Origin of the sequence: Pseudovibrio sp. Ad13 (assembly GCF_001623225.1) — a bacterium.
GTDB lineage: Bacteria > Pseudomonadota > Alphaproteobacteria > Rhizobiales > Stappiaceae > Pseudovibrio.
This window is the reverse complement of sequence record NZ_LMCC01000006.1, coordinates 265,298-280,048: the sequence shown is the minus strand read 5'-3', so window position 1 is coordinate 280,048 and position 14,751 is coordinate 265,298. Positions and strand designations below refer to the sequence as shown.

The 14,751-nt window shown below is 55.2% G+C and carries 15 protein-coding genes; 8 read left to right on the top strand and 7 right to left on the bottom strand.

Features of this window, described 5'->3' with window-relative positions:
• Positions 1-8: 8 nt before the first annotated feature.
• From PsAD13_RS10580 to PsAD13_RS10560, 5 genes are all read left to right on the top strand, one after another.
• A complete protein-coding gene (locus PsAD13_RS10580) occupies positions 9-1,565 on the top strand; it encodes an ABC transporter substrate-binding protein (protein WP_063318186.1) in 1,557 nt (518 codons plus the stop codon).
• A gap of 65 nt (positions 1,566-1,630) precedes the next feature.
• Entirely contained in the window at positions 1,631-2,575 is a 945-nt protein-coding gene (locus PsAD13_RS10575; RefSeq protein ID WP_063318118.1) for an ABC transporter permease, read from the top strand.
• Positions 2,562-3,431 carry an ABC transporter permease subunit gene (locus PsAD13_RS10570; protein ID WP_063318117.1) on the top strand — a complete coding sequence of 290 codons (870 nt, stop codon included), beginning with the start codon at positions 2,562-2,564 and terminating at the stop codon, positions 3,429-3,431. Before PsAD13_RS10575 ends, PsAD13_RS10570 begins: the two co-directional genes overlap by 14 nt.
• On the top strand, positions 3,425-4,210 hold the full coding sequence (locus PsAD13_RS10565; RefSeq protein ID WP_063318116.1) for an ABC transporter ATP-binding protein: 786 nt from the start codon (positions 3,425-3,427) through the stop codon (positions 4,208-4,210). Before PsAD13_RS10570 ends, PsAD13_RS10565 begins: the two co-directional genes overlap by 7 nt.
• Positions 4,207-4,962: a dipeptide/oligopeptide/nickel ABC transporter ATP-binding protein gene (locus PsAD13_RS10560; protein ID WP_063318115.1), complete on the top strand. Its 756-nt coding sequence runs from the start codon at positions 4,207-4,209 to the stop codon at positions 4,960-4,962. Before PsAD13_RS10565 ends, PsAD13_RS10560 begins: the two co-directional genes overlap by 4 nt.
• Before the next feature lie 70 nt (positions 4,963-5,032).
• Here the strand turns inward: PsAD13_RS10560 and PsAD13_RS10555 are convergent, their stop codons facing one another.
• The 5 genes from PsAD13_RS10555 to PsAD13_RS10535 all read right to left on the bottom strand — a co-directional run bounded on the left by PsAD13_RS10555 (position 5,033) and on the right by PsAD13_RS10535 (position 8,805).
• Positions 5,033-5,458, bottom strand: coding sequence for a GFA family protein (locus tag PsAD13_RS10555; protein WP_208986525.1), 426 nt, complete (start codon positions 5,456-5,458; stop codon positions 5,033-5,035).
• Between the two features lie 5 nt (positions 5,459-5,463).
• Positions 5,464-6,501: a phosphotransferase gene (locus PsAD13_RS10550; RefSeq protein WP_063318114.1), complete on the bottom strand. Its 1,038-nt coding sequence runs from the start codon at positions 6,499-6,501 to the stop codon at positions 5,464-5,466.
• Positions 6,502-6,585: 84 nt separating this feature from the next.
• On the bottom strand, positions 6,586-7,497 hold the full coding sequence (locus PsAD13_RS10545) for an SDR family NAD(P)-dependent oxidoreductase (RefSeq protein ID WP_063287846.1): 912 nt from the start codon (positions 7,495-7,497) through the stop codon (positions 6,586-6,588).
• On the bottom strand, positions 7,494-7,964 hold the full coding sequence (locus PsAD13_RS10540) for a MaoC family dehydratase (protein ID WP_057462147.1): 471 nt from the start codon (positions 7,962-7,964) through the stop codon (positions 7,494-7,496). The genes PsAD13_RS10545 and PsAD13_RS10540 overlap by 4 nt, the downstream gene beginning before the upstream one ends.
• Before the next feature lie 7 nt (positions 7,965-7,971).
• Positions 7,972-8,805: an SDR family oxidoreductase gene (locus PsAD13_RS10535; protein WP_063293001.1), complete on the bottom strand. Its 834-nt coding sequence runs from the start codon at positions 8,803-8,805 to the stop codon at positions 7,972-7,974.
• Between the two features lie 347 nt (positions 8,806-9,152).
• Here PsAD13_RS10535 and PsAD13_RS10530 point away from each other — a divergent pair, with 347 nt between their 5' ends.
• From PsAD13_RS10530 to PsAD13_RS10520, 3 genes are all read left to right on the top strand, one after another.
• Positions 9,153-10,412, top strand: a complete 1,260-nt coding sequence (locus PsAD13_RS10530) for an acyl-CoA dehydrogenase family protein (RefSeq protein WP_244275144.1) — start codon at positions 9,153-9,155, stop codon at positions 10,410-10,412.
• A gap of 64 nt (positions 10,413-10,476) precedes the next feature.
• A complete protein-coding gene (locus tag PsAD13_RS10525) occupies positions 10,477-11,667 on the top strand; it encodes an acyl-CoA dehydrogenase family protein (RefSeq protein WP_063318112.1) in 1,191 nt (396 codons plus the stop codon).
• Positions 11,668-11,678: 11 nt separating this feature from the next.
• Positions 11,679-12,794, top strand: a complete 1,116-nt coding sequence (locus tag PsAD13_RS10520) for an acyl-CoA dehydrogenase family protein (RefSeq protein WP_063318111.1) — start codon at positions 11,679-11,681, stop codon at positions 12,792-12,794.
• Positions 12,795-12,950: 156 nt separating this feature from the next.
• On the opposite strand, the gene PsAD13_RS10515 is transcribed toward PsAD13_RS10520, so the two are convergent.
• Both PsAD13_RS10515 and PsAD13_RS10510 read right to left on the bottom strand, forming a co-directional pair.
• Positions 12,951-13,742 carry an SDR family oxidoreductase gene (locus PsAD13_RS10515; protein ID WP_063318110.1) on the bottom strand — a complete coding sequence of 264 codons (792 nt, stop codon included), beginning with the start codon at positions 13,740-13,742 and terminating at the stop codon, positions 12,951-12,953.
• Positions 13,743-13,744: 2 nt separating this feature from the next.
• Positions 13,745-14,731 (bottom strand): NADPH:quinone oxidoreductase family protein, encoded by a 987-nt coding sequence (locus tag PsAD13_RS10510; RefSeq protein ID WP_063318109.1) that lies wholly within the window; start codon positions 14,729-14,731, stop codon positions 13,745-13,747.
• Positions 14,732-14,751: the final 20 nt, after the last annotated feature.

Below are 14,751 nucleotides of genomic sequence, written 5' to 3'. Positions count from 1 at the left end.
GAATTGAAATGAATAAATTCAAACAACTACTTGGCGTCAGCGGTGTGCTCGCAGCGTCTCTTCCTGCTCTGATTTCCGGCGTGCCAGCGGCACAGGCGGAAGACATTCAACAGCTGCGCATTGCGGTGAAAAAAGACCGCTACAGCGTAGACCCGAAGAAGTTCAACTTCACCACCCGCCGACCAGCCGGACAGATCGTTGAAACGGCTGTTAAACCAGACGAAAACTTCATTCCGCAAGGCGTGTTGTTTGAGACTTGGGACTACAAAGACGGCATTTACAGCATCAAACTGCGCGAGGGCATCAAGTTCCACGACGGTCAGACATTTGACGCCAAAGCCGCAATCGACGCACTGAAGCTGTACGATCAGGGCCGCTCTGACTTCCTGCAGATTGATCAGGAAAGCTTTGATCAGACCGGGCCTTACACCTTCACGTTCAAGTCCGAAATCAATTCCTCCCTTGTCATTGAAAACATGACCCACCGTGGGGCATCGCTGTTCTCCATCAACGGTGAGCGTGCAGAAAACCCAATTGGTACAGGCCCTTACCTGCTGGACAGCTACAAGCCAAAACAATCCATCAGCATGAAACGTAATGCGGATTACTGGGGGGATGCACCGAAGGTTGAGAACATCACCTACCACTTCATCGCGGATGATCAGGTGCGTTTGCTGGCACTGCAGAACAAAGAGGTCGACATCGTTGCTGAAGTCACCCCACAGATGTTGCTAAGCTTGCCAAAAGACGGCTCTGTGGTGGTGCACGAATCCCGCCCAATCCGTTACGTAGCCCTGCTGACCAACCTGCACGGCAAAGCACCATACGACACGCTGAAGGACAAACGGGTGCGCGAGGCACTGGCTTATGCCATCAACCGCGAGCAGCTGGCGCAAGTTCTGTTCAACGGCAAAGGTGTTGTTGCAAAAGGCATTTTGCCAGACTGGATGTTTGGCCTTGGTGACAAGCACGTGGACGGCTTTGACTACAACACCCAGAAGGCAGAAGCCCTGCTGGATGAAGCTGGCTGGACCAAAGGCAGCGACGGCATGCGCAGCAAAGACGGCAAGCCGCTGAAGCTGCGCCTTGTTGCGGCTTATCCGAACGTTTCCAGCGTGCGCCCAATGCCAGAGCTGCTGGAGCAGATGTTCCGCGGTATCGGCATCGACATTGAGCTGGTTCAGGTTGATGATTCAGGCGTTTACGACGACACCTATCTGGCAACCGGCGAAGCGGATCTGTACATGGAGTTCGCCTCCAACAACAACGCAGACCCAACCTACCTGCTGTACAACCTGTTCCACTCCAAAAACCCGTGGGGCTACCAGTATACCGCACCGGGTGGCAAGCTGGACACCATCCTCGACAATGCCCGTCAGGCGCAGAGCCGCGAAGAAGTCATTGAACTTGTTCGCGAAGCACACCGCGAAATCGTGCAGACCAAACTGGCTGCTATTCCAATCCTGATGGTGCCAAACTTCAACCTGTCCCGTCCGGGCCTGAACATCCCGATGTTCGAGCACGCTGACTGGATCGATTACGGTCAGGTTACCCAAACCAAATAAGAGATGCGCAGCACAGATCATTGCAACACGACGGTCTGTGCTGCCTTTTCACGAAAGATCAGCACATGAAGCAGTTTGTTTTCAAGCGCACGCTTTCGGGAATTCCAACTCTGTTTGGCATGACCCTGATTGGTTTTTTAATCATCGGCCTCACCCCCGGCGATCCTATTGAGATGGAGCTGCGCCGTCTCGGCGTGTCGTTCACCGCTGAGCAGGTGGAAGCGCTGCGGGTGGAATATGGCTTGGATAAGCCACTGATCCAGCGCTACTTTATCTGGCTGCTGGACCTGTTCCGGCTGGATCTGGGCACCTCCATCGCCTCAGGCCGTCCTGTGTTGGAGCTGTTTAAAGAGCACCTGCCCATCACGGCAACGCTGTCCGTTCTGGCATTCGTCAGCTCGCTGGCCCTGTCGTTGATGCTTGGCACAGTAACCGCTGTATCACAGCGCACATCGGTCTCTACCAGCCTCTATGTGCTGACCATGTTTCTGGTCTCCGTGCCCTCCTTCTGGTTGGCACTGTTTCTGCTGGCGGTGTTCGCGTTGGGTCTGGGGTGGTTCAAACTGCTGCAATTCGGTAATGCGCAGGACCTGATCCTGCCGGTGATCACGTTGACCCTCGGCAACGCGGCAGTGATGAGCCGCCTTGTGAGGGAACGGATTATCGCTGTGATGAGCGAGGATTACATCCGCCTTGCGATCACTAAAGGCCTGTCACGGCGCACTATTCTGGGCCGCCACGTGCTGAAGTCCATTCTGCCGCCACTCATCACCAACTGGGCCATCTCTTTTGGTTCCCTGCTGGGTGGGTCTGTGATTATCGAGAATATCTTCAACCTGCCCGGTCTGGGACAGCTCGCCCTGCAAGCCATTGCGGAGCGGGACTTTGCGATCCTGCAGGCGTATCTGCTGTTTATGGGGCTGGTGTTCTTTCTGGCGAACTTTGCGGCGGACCTGACGAACCATTGGCTCATGCCTCACCTCAAGGAGGATGACCATGGCGTACGTTGATAGTGCAAAATCTATCCCCCTCTCGCGGGCAACACAGCTCCTCAGAGGCAGAACCACATTTTTGCTGGGTGGGCTCTTCCTGTGCTTCTTCATCACTCTGGCACTCGGCGGCGAAGCCTTCGCCCCCAACCCGCCCAACCAGATCGACCTGCTGCACCGCCTCAGCGCTCCCAGTCTGACTTACCCACTCGGAACGGACCATCTGGGCCGGTGTATCCTCTCTCGCCTGATGGCAGGAACCGCACTCTCCCTTGGCGCAGCACTGACAACAGCCGGACTTATCCTCGCCATCGCCCTGCCCGTGGGCCTGCTCTCCGCCCTCTGCAAAGGTTGGGTTGATGCGGTTTTGATGCGGATTGCGGATATCTTCCTCGCGTTTCCCATGCTGGTGTTCGCCCTTGCCATCATCGGTTATCTGGGCGCCTCCCTCACCTCCGCCGTCATCGGCGTCGCCCTAGCCTGGTGGCCAAGCCTCGCCCGTTTAGTCCGCACATTAACGCTGGAAGCCGCTTCCAAAGAATACGTTTTGGCCTCCCGCCAATGCGGACAAAAGCCGCTTAGCATCATCGGGCGGCACATCCTTCCGCAAATCTTACCCCCGCTGCTGGTGGTTCTTTCCCTTGAAATGGCAGGGCTTTTGCTGGTGTTATCCTCCCTCAGTTTCCTCGGCCTTGGCGCACAGCCACCCGCCGCAGAATGGGGTGCCATGCTCAACGAGGCACGGCCCTTCTTCGCAGAGCGCCCAAGCGTCGTTCTGGCACCCGGCATCGTCATCATCCTCGCCGTTCTCAGTTTCAATCTGGTGGGCGAGGGCATCCGCTTTCAGCTGGACAAGAGGAAACCCTACAGATGGTAGAAATCCCCCTTCTTCAGGTGCATAACCTCACCATTTCCAACAGTGCGCAGAACAACGAGCCGCTGGTTGAAGGCGTCAGTTTTGATCTTGCAACCAACCAGAAACTGGGCCTGATTGGCAAATCCGGCTGCGGTAAGTCATTGACCTGCCACGCGATTACAGGCGCGTTGCGTGCACCTCTGGAAGCTTCAAGTGGGTCCGTCCGGTTTCAAGGCAAAGACCTTCTGGCAATGCCTTTTGCTGAAAAGCAGCGGATCCGAGGCACCGGCATTTTCTGTATCTTCCAAAGCCCCGGCAGCGCCTTGCACCCCAGCCTGACCATTGAAACACAACTGCTTGAAACAGCTGGAAACGTCTCACTGCACGGTCAAGCTGCACACCATGCTCTCCTTCAGGCGCTCGAAGCGGTTTCACTGCCCAAGCTCTGTTTGAAGCAGTATCCCAACGCTTTGAGTGGTGGTATGAAGCAGCGGGTGATGATGGCTATGGCGTTGATTTTAAAGCCAACTATTCTGATAGCTGATGAGCCGACCACTGGCCTTGATGTCATCACAGAGCACGAAACGCTAGAAGCTCTCAACGTGGTGCAGCAGGAAACTGGCTCCGCTCTGCTGTTCGTCAGCCACGATCTGCGCATTGTCCGCCAAACCTGCACCTCTGTGCTGGTGATGGACGCTGGCCAACTCGTTGATGCCTGCGATCTGAACCAGCCAATCGCCCCGGATTGCCACCGTGCGACTGCGGAAATTACAGGCGCTATGGAAAGACTTCAGCTATGACCATGCAAGCAAGACACCTCTCCATCGCCTACGGCTCTAATCAGGTGCTTTCCAAAGTCAGCCTAACCCTGCATCCTTCCCGCACAACCGGCCTGGTAGGCCGCTCCGGCTGCGGAAAATCAACGCTTGCCAAGGCCATGACAGGCATCATCCCCGCACCGCAGGAGACGCTGTTTCACAACGACCAGATCTTCTTCCCCGACCTAAGCAAAACCGGAGATATCATCCACTACATGTGGCAGGACCCTCTGGCTGCTTTAAGCCCGTTTTTGAGTGCATTAGACCTGATCTGCGAACCGCTCAAAGCCATCCATAAGCTGCCCAAGGCTGAACGCCGACGACAGGCACGAGACCTGTTAGATAGGGTTGGGTTGGATGCAACCTGCGCAGCCAAACGACCACATCAGCTTTCTGGTGGGCAGTGCCAACGTGTTGCTCTGGCACGCGCTTTGGCCGTGAAACCGCGGTTTCTTGTGTTAGATGAGCCGCTCTCCGCGCTGGATCTGGTGACGCAGGAGCAGATAACCTCCCTGCTGCGCGAGGTGCAGGCAGAGATGAACATGGGTCTCCTGATCATCTCACACGACCTGCAAACACTGGCAAAACTGGCCGATGACATCGCGGTGATGGATGGCGGAAGGATTGTAGAACACAAGGAAACACAAGAGTTTTTCGCAGCCCCTGAGCATCCGTTGTCACGCCGTTTTGTCGAGATCTCGAAGTACTCAGCCCCTGCAGCTGCCCTTAACTGAACTTCGCTATCATGCCCGCCTAACCCGATTTAGGCGGGCATTGTTGTTTGTGGAGCACTTCTTTTAGGCTTCACGCCTTCTCAGGCTTCCAGTCTGGCTGGGTTTCGAAGATCGCCGCTGTTTCTGGCAGGGCATCCCAATGCGGTTTGTCGCGGTCAAAGATGACGACCTCAATTTCCAGATCATCCGCGTTGTCCATGGAACCGAGCGGCAACGTCATGTGGTCAGGCGCGTTGGTGTTGCGGCCATAGATCGGACTTCCGCAACCTGGGCAGAAGGCTTTGGTGACTTTTGAGCCGTTGGCAGAGGTGTAAAGATATTCCCCCAGCTCGCCGGAGATATTCACCTGATCAGCCCGGAACATGGCACCAACCGTATGGCCGGTCCCACTCACCCTGCGGCATTCCTCACAATGACATTGAGCCGTAACCACCGGGTCGCCCTCAATTTTGTAGGACACCGCCCCGCACATACAACGCCCGGATCGCTTGTTCACTCTCGTTACTCCACCAGTTCGCCAACCACCTCACAGGCCATGTCGGCGATGAGAGGGACAGCTTTTCGCATCATTTCTGCGGCTTGCGGATTGGACGCGTTGCCCGCTTCCGCACGGGCCACAACCCCTTGAAGAATAGCGGCTAATCGGAACATGGAAAACGCGAGATAGAACTCCCAGTTCTCAATCTCGCTGAACCCACGACGCATACAGTACTGGCGTACATACTCCTCTTCAAGCGGAATACCAAGCGCCACACGATCCAGCCCCGCCAACCCGCGCAGGCCTTTGAAAGACGGCAAACGCCACTGCATGCACTGATAGGCAAGGTCCGCTAGCGGATGGCCAAGCGTGGAAAGTTCCCAGTCCAGCACAGCCACAATCCGCGGTTCTGTGGGATGGAAGATCAGGTTGTCGAGCCGGTAATCCCCGTGCACAAGCGAGGATGTTCCGTCGTCCTCCACCATATTGGCTTCCAACCACTCCATCAGGCGGTTCATCGCTGGAATCACTGTGGTTTCAGAGGCTTTGTACTGCTTGATCCAGCGCCCGGTTTGCCTCTCAAAATAGTTGCCGGGCTTACCATAGTGCATCAGGTCAACGGCATTGGGAGAGACATCATGCAGTGCCGCCAACACGCGGTTCATCTCCGCAAAGATCGCCATGCGCTCTGTGTTAGAGCATTCCGGCAATGAAGGATCCCAAAAGATCCGCCCTTCAACATACTCCATCACAAAGAACATGGTGCCGATTGGAGAGCTGTCCTCGGACAAATGATAGGTTTTGGGCACTGGCACATCGCTACCCGCCAGAGCCGTCATCACCTGATACTCGCGATCCACCATATGGGCGGATTTCAGCAAATTTCCCGGGGGCTTAGCCCGCATGACGTAGGTCTTGTCAGAGGTCACCAGCTTGTAGGTCGGGTTGGATTGCCCACCCGGAAACTTCTCAATCTCCAGAAGCTCACCAAACTCCGGTATGTGCTGCTTCAGATAGGCCTGTAGCACTGGTTTCTCTAATGTATGCAAGGCGTTCGTCATGGGCTCCCCTCCTCCATGAAACATCCGGTTGCCTGACGGTTCTTCCGTCCCGTGAACAGTCAGGCTCCTTATCGGCTTTTAGGCTCAGGCGTTGGCCATTGCCTTTACCAGCTTGGCGACACCTTCCATGGCGCTGTTCACCGGCTCCGCATCCGTGCGGTCAGCAATACGGCCCCAATTGGCAGAAATTGCCTCTGGTGTACGGTTGCCCTCAGCCAGATGAATGCCTTGTGTTTCAACCATTTCGGCTAGTGTGTAAGTGCCGGCAGCGGCCACAAGCACCTTACGGGTTGGCGCAGCCTCAGAGCACAGGAACACCACTGCAGGCGTGATGTTCTCTGGCGCAAGCATCTTCAGCGTGCCAGCATCCATAATAGTTTCTGTCATGCGTGTGCCGGCAGAAGGTGCGATGCAGTTGATGTGAATGTTGCTTTTTGCCCCTTCAAGGCCAAGCGTATTCATCATGCCCCAAAGGCCCGCTTTCGCAGCGCCGTAGTTCGCCTGCCCAAAGTTGCCATAGATGCCGGATGGAGATGTAGTCATGATGATGCGGCCATAGCCCTGCTCTTTCATCACGTTCCAGACGGCCTTGGTGCAGAGCGCTGCGCCATTGAGGTGCACGTCTACCACTTTGTTCCAGTTGGACATTTCCATCTTGGCAAAGGATTTATCGCGCAAAATGCCAGCGTTGTTGATGAGAATATCAACGCGCCCGAATGCTGCAACAGTGTCCGCCACCATAGCGTTGACAGCAGTCTCATCCGTCACATCCGCAGCATTGGCGATTGCTTTACCGCCTGCTGCTTTGATCTCCTCAACAACCGTTTCAGCAGCGGTTGCGGACGAACCGGAGCCATCAACAGAACCGCCCAGATCATTCACCACCACCGCAGCGCCGCGCGCAGCAAGGTCCAGCGCGTAAAGACGACCAAGCCCACCGCCTGCGCCCGTAACAATCGCTACCTGACCGGCAAAATTTATCGTGTCCTGCGTCATGCAGCTACCTCCTCAAAAAACGTCATTGTCAGCCATTGTGCGACCAACGCGGGGCTTTCGACACCCTCAATCTCAATTGAAAGACCAAACTCCTGAAGGATCTGACCATCTCCCTTGCGGGTCAGATTATCCAGAGTGAAACGTCCCCGAATGCGCTTACCACTGGCGACAGGATGTAAAAAGCGGATTTTATTGAAACCATAGTTGATGCCCATGGTCCGCCCCTTCACATCCGGCAGGGTTTCTATGGCGAATTTGCTGGCGAGTGAGAGTGTGAGAAACCCATGGGCGATGGTACCGCCAAACGGGGTTTCAGCCGCGGCGCGCTCAGGATCCATATGGATAAACTGCTCATCAAAGGTCAGTTTGCCAAAGGTGGAGATCATATACTGATCCACCTCCACCCAGTCAGACAAGCCGATCTGCTGGCCAACCCGGGCCTCAAGTTCTTCTATGGTCAGTTCCATAAGCCCCTCACTGTCCAAACAAATTGGTGCCTGTGGCGATATGAATGCCACCATCCAGCGGGATCACTTCTCCCGTGACATAAGACCCGCCTTTGCCACAAAGGAAGAGCGTCGCGCCCGCGATGTCATCAGGGTGCCCGATCCGGCCAAGTGGCACGCCTTTCCCGACATGCGCTGCTTTTTCGTCCGTTCCCGTTGCAAACGCTGTCATGTTGGATTGGAACGGTCCTGGCGCGAAACCGTTGAATGTAATGTGTTCTTTCGCCAGTTCTTTTGCGAGGATACGCGTCAGCTGGTGCACTGCGGCCTTTGAGGCTGAGTAAGAGTAAGCGCCATCCCCAATCGGCGTGGAGCCCATGACCGAGCCCAGATTGATAACCCGGGCCGGATCTTCCGGTCGTCCACTGGCTTTCAGCTCTGGCAATAGCGTCTGCGTCAAATGGAACAGGCCTGCCACGTTGACATCCATCACCTTCTTCCACGCAAAATACGGGAAGGTGCCCAGTGGCTCACCCCAGGTGATGCCAGCATTGTTGACCAGAATATCGAGCTTTGGACTGCGCTCACGCACAGTTTCAGCAAGAGCCAACACGCCCTCTTCAGAGCCAACATCTCCCTGAAACGCTTCAACAGATCCGGCAGCCGCCGGATTGTTGGCTTTCAGGTTCGCATTGATCTCCTGTGCTGTCTTCTCAACCACGTCCAGCTTGCGCGAGCAGATGAAGACGCGGGCGCCACCTTCTGCCAGTGCAGTGGCAACCATGCGGCCAATGCCGGTTCCACCACCTGTTACCAGCGCTGTTTTGCCAGCGACACCAAACAGTTCCTCAAGATATCCCATGAAGACACCCTACCTCCCATAGTGTTCTTCGATCTGCCACCGCCTCTCACGCGACTTGATTCAGGCGTTTCTTCATTCAGATACCGCCACCCACGTTTTGGGGAGGCCACCTTAAACCAATGGTCAAGCGTGCTCATCTTCGCGCGCAGTTGACAACATACTCAGTAGTATGTTTCCGTATATCAACAGTTGTAAAGCAAAATTTTTAGCTCGTTTCTTTTGTCTCTCCGGCCTGGGATTTTGATTTTGTGTGGGAGCTCATGATCACTTATCCCTCTGATAATAAGTGGAATTTCCCCACGGGTCTGTAAAGATAAAAGAGCTCAGATGTCTTGGGAGGGTCAATCATGAGCGACACTTTATTAGCCGAACGTCCAGTTATGGACCTTGGGGTAAGCCAGCGTGTAGCGCCACTCATGGAACAAGTGCGCAGCATGGTTCGCGATGAAATCATGCCTCTCGAGGACGAATTTCATGATGAGATTCCGGTGGGAGACCGCTGGCAACATACTCCGCGGCAAACAGAAATTCTGGAAAGCCTCAAGGCAAGCGCACGCGCCAAAGGCCTTTGGAATTTTTGGCTGACAGACTCCAAGCGCGGCTACGGCCTCAGCACCGTTGAATACGCCTATCTGGCTGAAGAGATGGGCAAATCTCCGCTTGCACCAGAAGTATTCAACTGCAACGCCCCTGACACCGGCAACATGGAGGTGTTTGAGCGCTACGGCTCCGAGGCGATGAAAGAAACCTGGCTGAAGCGCATGCTGGACGGCGAGATCCGCTCAGCCTACCTGATGACTGAGCCAGATCATGGGTCTTCTGATGCAACCAATATTCGTATGTCCTGCGTGCGTGATGGTGACCATTATGTGTTGAACGGTGAGAAGTGGTGGTCTTCTGGCGCTGGCGACCCGCGCTGTGCGGTCTACATCACCATGGTTCACACGCCAACGGACGGCACCAAGCATCAGCAGCATTCCATGATCGTGGTGGACGCGAACACACCGGGCATCACCAAGTTACGCCCGATGCAGGTGTTTGGTCATGACCACGCCCCTCACGGACACTTGCACTTGCGGTTTGAGGATGTACGTGTCCCTGTCGAGAATCTGCTTCTGGAAGAAGGGCGCGGTTTTGAAGTGGCACAAGGCCGCCTTGGACCGGGTCGTATCCACCATTGCATGCGAGCAATTGGACAAGCGGAACAAGCGCTTGAGTTGATGTGCAAGCGCTCCATCAACCGCGAAGCCTTTGGTAAGCAGCTCTACAAACTAGGTGCGAACTTCGACATCATCGCCGAATGCCGCATGGAGATTGAGCAGGCCCGCCTTCTCTGCCTGAAAGCTGCATGGATGATGGACAATGCCTCCTCCCGCGAAGCAGCATTCTGGATCAGCCAGATCAAGGTTGTTGCGCCGCGCATGGCCCTCAAGGTGACGGATGAAGCCATGCAGATGTTTGGTGGTCAGGGCATCTCTCAGGATACCCCGCTGGCAACCAACTGGATGAACCTGCGCACCTTGCGCTTTGCGGATGGCCCGGACGCGGTACACCGCAACTTCATTGGTCGCTCCGAGTTGCGTAAACACACTCAGGAAAAGATCTGATAGGGCGGGAGAGCCACCGCTCTCCTTATCCTTTGCATCTGCACTCCAAAACAGGGAGAACGCAATGACATCACTTGATGATTTCCGCATGGAAACAAGGGCTTGGTTGGAAGAGAACTGCCCGCGAGACATGCGCAAGACAGTCACCACAGAGAGCGATATCTGCTGGGGCGGTCGCAACTGGACGTTCAAGTCCGAAGCACAACAGCAATGGCTGGAGCGCATGGCCGAGCGTGGCTGGACAGTGCCAAGCTGGCCGAAGGAATACGGCGGCGGCGGCATCAATGGTGACGAAGCTAAGATCCTAAAAGAGGAGATGACGCGCATCAACGCCATGTCTCCGCTGGAAAGCTTTGGTATCTGGATGCTTGGTCCCGCTCTGCTGAAATACGGCTCTCACGAGCAAAAGCTGCAGCACCTGCCCAAAATCGCACGCGGTGAAATTCGCTGGTGTCAGGGCTACTCAGAACCGGGTTCCGGCTCCGACCTGGCGTCCGTCCAAACCAAAGGCGTGGACATGGGCGATCATTTCCTCGTCTCCGGCCAGAAAATCTGGACATCCTACGCTGATCAAGCCGACTGGATCTTTGCTCTGGTGCGTACAGAGCCGGATGCAAAGAAACACAAGGGCATCTCGTTCCTGCTGTTTGATATGACCAGCGAAGGCGTCTCCACCAAGCCAATCCGCCTCATTTCCGGCAGTTCTCCGTTCTGCGAAACCTTCTTCGATGACGTGAAGGTGCCTATGGAGAATGTGGTTGATGAGCGCGGCAACGGCTGGACAATCGCCAAGTATCTGCTGACCCATGAACGCGAAATGGTCAGCAATCTGGATGCGATTTTTGGCGGTTCCGCTGGCCTTTATGAGACTGCGATCGACTCCATTGGGCTGGATGAGACAGGCCGATTGGATGACCCGCTCCTTCGTGCTGATATCGGGGAGTTCCTGATTGATGAAATGGCGCTGACCGCACATCTGGCAGCTGCAAAAGACTTCCACCGCGCAGGCAACCAGCTGGGCGCCCGTTCTGCAGAGCTGAAGTATCTTGGCACAGAACTGAACAAACGCCGCCAGAGCCTCGTTGTACAGGCTGGAGGGCTGGAAGCCTTGTCTGGGCCGGAAGAGAACAACGGCATCAGCAACCAGTCTGCCTCGTGGCTGCGTTCCAAGGGCAACAGCATTGAAGGTGGCACTTCGGAGATCATGCTCTCCATCATTTCAAAGGCAGTGCTGCGCCTGCCATCACTGGGTTAAGGAGAGAAAGCATGGAACTTTTCAGCTCTGAAGAAACCCTTCTGAAAGACTCAGCCTCTGGCTTTATGGCAGAAAATGCCTCAGTTCAGGCACTGCGTGATCTGCGCGACCAGAAAGAGGCGCTTGGCTTCAATCAGGAGCTTCACAAAACACTGACCGACATGGGCTGGTTTGGCATGTTGCTGCCGGAAGACGCGGGCGGATACGACTTTGGCCACCGCGCTGCGGGCCTTGTGGCTGAGGAAATGGGCCGCAACCTGACGGCCTCTCCGTTCCTCTCCACCGCTGTTTTGAGCGCAATTGCACTGCGTCAGTCTGGTGGTGAGCATTTAAGCGAGTGGGGACCAAAGATCGCGACTGGCGACGCAGTCATCGCACTGGCCATAGATGAGGGAGCAAAGCACAACCCCTCCCGCATCAAAGCCACGGCAGAACCGGACGGCAACGGCTTCATTCTCAACGCCAGAAAACGCGCGGTGTTTGATGGCTACAACGCCGACCGACTGATTGTTGTTGCAAAAACCGGCGAAGACACAGGGCTTTTTCTGGTAGACCCAAGCGCGGCGGAAGTTGCGGTAGAGCGCAACGCTATGCTGGACAGCCGCAATGCGGCAAACATTCAGATCACCAATTTGCATTTGGATGGCAAGGATCTGCTCTGCCCGCTTGATAAAGGCGCAGCCGTTCTGGAAGCCACACTCCGCTCCGGTCGTGCAATTGCAGCTTCAGAGCAACTTGGAGTTGCAAGAGAAGTTGCAGAGCGCACAACGAAATACCTGAATGAAAGAAAGCAATTTGGTGTACCAATCGGCATGTTTCAGGCACTTCAGCACAGAATGGCCGACCTTTACTGCCAGATTGAACAAACAGCTTCACTCATCTCCTCCGCGTTACGTGCGATAGATACAACCTCAGATAAGGCAGAGGCACTTTCGAGAGCAGCCAAAGCGAAGGTTGCTAAGGTTTCTCGCGTGGCAACAGAAGAAGCAGTGCAGATGCATGGTGGAATCGGTATGACAGACGAAGTTGATGTCGGATTGTTCATGAAACACGACCGGGTGTTAACAGAGATGCTGGGTGACAGTGCTCACCATATAGACTTTCTGCTAAAAATACGGGGTCTTTAACTGTATAATCCGTAATTCTACTTGTGATTATTTCTAAAGTAACTTCATAATTGAAGCTATCTGGTCCACCCCTTTGGATCAGCGAGAGCCAGTCCGCAACAGCATTGCCCGGTGTTGCAGACTGGCTCTTTCCTTTTTTGGCTAACCAAAACCATCTCAGATCTTCATACCCGGCATGTTGAGGGAGGATGTGTTTCCGCCATCCACGGCGAGGGCCTGTCCGGTGATGAAGCTGGCATCGCGGCTGGCAAGGAATGCGATTGTTGCTGCAACTTCAGCAGGATCTCCGTGACGACGCAGCTCTGCCCTTGAGCCGAGTTTGTCTTCTTTGCCCACATTGCGGGCATGATCAAACACAGGTTTTGTCATTCCGGTTTCAATAAGCCCCGGACAAACTGCATTCACACGCACGCCGTGCTCGCCAAAATCGCAGGCAGATGTCTTCGTAAAATTGATGAGCGCAGCTTTGGAAGCACTGTAGGCATTTCCCCCAGCACCGGCTCTGATTCCAGCAACGGATGCAGTATTCACAATAGAACCGCGGCCTGAAGCCTTGAGTTGCTCGCGGGTGTACTTGGTAAATAGCATTGCACCGAGTACATTCACCTCATAAACCTTGAGCCAGTCGCTAAAGTCCTCATGGCTGCCGCCCCAGGAACCTTCACAGATGACCCCGGCATTGTTGCAAAGAACGCTTATACCGCCAAAGGTGTTTTCAACCGCCTCCACGCAGCTCTCAACCGCTTCTTCATTCGCAACATCGACGACATAGACCCGTGCACGGCAACCTTCTGGCAACAGCCCTGCGGTTTCATCAAGGCCGTCCTCATTCAAGTCCACCAGAGCAATCGCGGCGCCTTCTTCTGCCAGACGGATTGCGGTTGCGCGACCTATGCCACTGCCTGCCCCTGTGATCAGGGCTGCCTGACCTGCAAATCTAGGTTGCATCTTCATTCCCTCCCGGTTTCCAGAACAACCTTCCCTACCACACGTCGTTCCATGAGGTCTCGAAGCGCCTGAGGGGCTTCTTCCAGTGAATAGCTCTTACTAACAACTGGGTTGATTTTGCCGTCCTCAAGCCATTTAAACAGCTCTGAGAAGTTCTTCTGGTCCTTATCCGGCTCCCTCATGCGGAACGCCCCCCAGAACACGCCCATAACGGCACAGCCCTTTAGCAGAGGCAGGTTGGTGGGGATTGATGGGATATCGCCAGCAGCAAAGCCTACAACCAATGCGCGACCATTCCAGGCTGTTGAGCGGAGTGCCTGTTCGAAAAGCTCTCCGCCAACCGGATCGTACACGACATCAACGCCAGCCTTGGCCGTGATCTCCTTAAGACGCTCTCTCAGATCCTGCGTGGAATAGTTGATCAACTCATCTGCACCCGCTTTCCGCGCAGCTTCCAACTTTTCAGCGGAACTGGCAGCGGCGATCACCTTGGCGCCCATGACCTTGCCCAGTTCAACAGCCGTGAGTCCGACACCACCGCCAGCGCCCAGCACCAGCAGTGTTTCGCCCGGTTGCAACTGCGCACGTTGCTTCAACGCATGCATGGACGTGCCGTAGGTCATCGTAAAGCCGGCGGCAACATGAGCAGCCATCGCTTCTGGCCGCTTCATGACAGCGGAGGCATCAACCACAACCTCCTCCGCGTATCCGCCTTGTTGCAGCAGAAGGGCCATCACGGGATCACCCGGTGCAAACTGAGTGACGCCTTCACCTACAGCCTCAATTCTGCCCGCAACTTCACCGCCTGGAACAAACGGCATTGGCGGCTTGATCTGATACTTACCCGCAATCACCAGCGTATCTGGAAAGTTGACGCCTGCAGCTGCCACCGCAATCCGCACTTGTCCTTTCCTCGGTTCCTTGCGTTCAACATCTTCCACACGCAGAGCTTCTGGTGGTCCGTATTCTGAGCAGACAACGGCACGCATGATTTCCCTCCCAAATCAAA

Bases quoted from the DNA above. Each gene is read 5' to 3' on its own strand.
- PsAD13_RS10580 (WP_063318186.1), top strand. From the start codon at position 9: ATGAATAAATTCAAACAACTACTTGGCGTCAGCGGTGTGCTCGCAGCG.
- PsAD13_RS10575 (WP_063318118.1), top strand. From the start codon at position 1,631: ATGAAGCAGTTTGTTTTCAAGCGCACGCTTTCGGGAATTCCAACTCTG.
- PsAD13_RS10570 (WP_063318117.1), top strand. From the start codon at position 2,562: ATGGCGTACGTTGATAGTGCAAAATCTATCCCCCTCTCGCGGGCAACA.
- PsAD13_RS10565 (WP_063318116.1), top strand. From the start codon at position 3,425: ATGGTAGAAATCCCCCTTCTTCAGGTGCATAACCTCACCATTTCCAAC.
- PsAD13_RS10560 (WP_063318115.1), top strand. From the start codon at position 4,207: ATGACCATGCAAGCAAGACACCTCTCCATCGCCTACGGCTCTAATCAG.
- PsAD13_RS10550 (WP_063318114.1), bottom strand. From the start codon at position 6,501: ATGACGAACGCCTTGCATACATTAGAGAAACCAGTGCTACAGGCCTAT.
- PsAD13_RS10545 (WP_063287846.1), bottom strand. From the start codon at position 7,497: ATGACGCAGGACACGATAAATTTTGCCGGTCAGGTAGCGATTGTTACG.
- PsAD13_RS10540 (WP_057462147.1), bottom strand. From the start codon at position 7,964: ATGGAACTGACCATAGAAGAACTTGAGGCCCGGGTTGGCCAGCAGATC.
- PsAD13_RS10535 (WP_063293001.1), bottom strand. From the start codon at position 8,805: ATGGGATATCTTGAGGAACTGTTTGGTGTCGCTGGCAAAACAGCGCTG.
- PsAD13_RS10530 (WP_244275144.1), top strand. From the start codon at position 9,153: ATGAGCGACACTTTATTAGCCGAACGTCCAGTTATGGACCTTGGGGTA.
- PsAD13_RS10525 (WP_063318112.1), top strand. From the start codon at position 10,477: ATGACATCACTTGATGATTTCCGCATGGAAACAAGGGCTTGGTTGGAA.
- PsAD13_RS10520 (WP_063318111.1), top strand. From the start codon at position 11,679: ATGGAACTTTTCAGCTCTGAAGAAACCCTTCTGAAAGACTCAGCCTCT.
- PsAD13_RS10515 (WP_063318110.1), bottom strand. From the start codon at position 13,742: ATGCAACCTAGATTTGCAGGTCAGGCAGCCCTGATCACAGGGGCAGGC.
- PsAD13_RS10510 (WP_063318109.1), bottom strand. From the start codon at position 14,731: ATGCGTGCCGTTGTCTGCTCAGAATACGGACCACCAGAAGCTCTGCGT.